Origin of the sequence: Actinomadura sp. B10D3, assembly GCF_039871695.1 — a bacterium.
In the GTDB taxonomy this organism is placed as follows: Bacteria; Actinomycetota; Actinomycetes; order Streptosporangiales; family Streptosporangiaceae; genus Spirillospora; species Spirillospora madurae.
On sequence record NZ_JBDPLY010000094.1, the window covers coordinates 1 to 1,289 of the forward strand.

Annotated in this window: 1 protein-coding gene; it reads left to right on the top strand. The window is 65.7% G+C overall.

The annotated features are described in order from the left end of the window. Positions 1-258 precede the first annotated feature (258 nt). Positions 259-1,182 (top strand): hypothetical protein, encoded by a 924-nt coding sequence (locus ABGB11_RS42400; RefSeq protein ID WP_347641367.1) that lies wholly within the window; start codon positions 259-261, stop codon positions 1,180-1,182. The last annotated feature ends 107 nt before the right edge of the window (positions 1,183-1,289 follow it).

Consider the following 1,289-nt stretch of genomic DNA (forward strand, 5'->3'; position numbering starts at 1 on the left):
CTGGACCACGCTCCAGCACATCACGCTCAGCCCCAGCCGGATCGGCGATCTCGTCCGGGCCGCCCTCGTCCTAGTCCATTTCGAACACCGCCGGATCACCTGAAAGTCAGTGAGAAAACGTCACTGGACGCCGACCCGCATGCCGACGCCATCCCGTGGCCTGGACCATCCGTCTCGTCCATTACCGAACCGATCGACCTCGGCCCGTTCGAAGACGCCACCGGTGCGCGCGTTCTGCTGCTGCGACGTCACGGGCTCATCGGTGGTGTGGCCGGTTCGGGTAAGAGCGGCGGAATCAACGTCCTCATGGGGAACCTCAGCGCGTGTCAGGACGTGGTCATCTGGGCTATCGACCTCAAGCGCGGCATGGAACTCCAGCCGTGGGCGTCCTGTATCGATCGACTCGCCACCACACCCGACCAAGCCCGCACCATGCTCCGCGACGCCGTCACAGTCCTGGAAGCCCGCGCCGAATGGCTCACAGCCAACGGACGCCGCGTGTGGGATCCGACGCCGGAACATCCCGCGCTCGTCATCATCGTGGACGAGTACGCCGAACTCGCCGATGACGCTCCCGACGCAGCTGGCGACACGGACTCAATCGCACGGCGAGGGCGAGCGGTCGCCGTGACCCTGATCGCAGCCACTCAACGGCCCACACAGAAAGCCATGGGCAAGGGTGCCGTCCGGTCTCAAATGGACGTCCGCGTGAGCTTCCGCGTCCGTGAGAGGAAGGACGTCGATCTCATCCTCGGGCAAGGAATGCTCAGCGCCGGATGGCACGCCCACACCCTCAACGCACCCGGCAAGTTCCTGCTCTCCGCACCCGAACACGACACACCACGACGAGGCCGCGCGTACCTCCTCACCGATGCCGCCGTGGCAGAGGCAGCAGAGCGGCACGCTGCTACACGTCCAGCCCTGGACGAGGTCTCTCGACTTGCATTGGACGAGGCGCGCATGGCGCCCGTCTCAGAGCCGTCCGCACCGGTAACGCCGTCCCAAGAAGACCACGCCGAGACAGCTCTGAGAGAAGCTCTGGACGGCGCACCGGACGAGGGTCTTCCGATCGCACATCTCCTGATGATCACGCAACTCAGCCGCCCCACCCTCTACCGGCGCCTCGCCGAGCTGGTGAAGTCCGGCCGCGCCGTCCAGGTCGGATACGGCAGCTGTAATTGAGGCTCTGGCCTGCGGTGATCATGTGTTGGTGTCGGCGTAGGCGTGCCATGCCTGGTGGCATTTTCGGGCTCGGTATTGGTGGCGTCGGCGCCAGGTGGACCATGCGC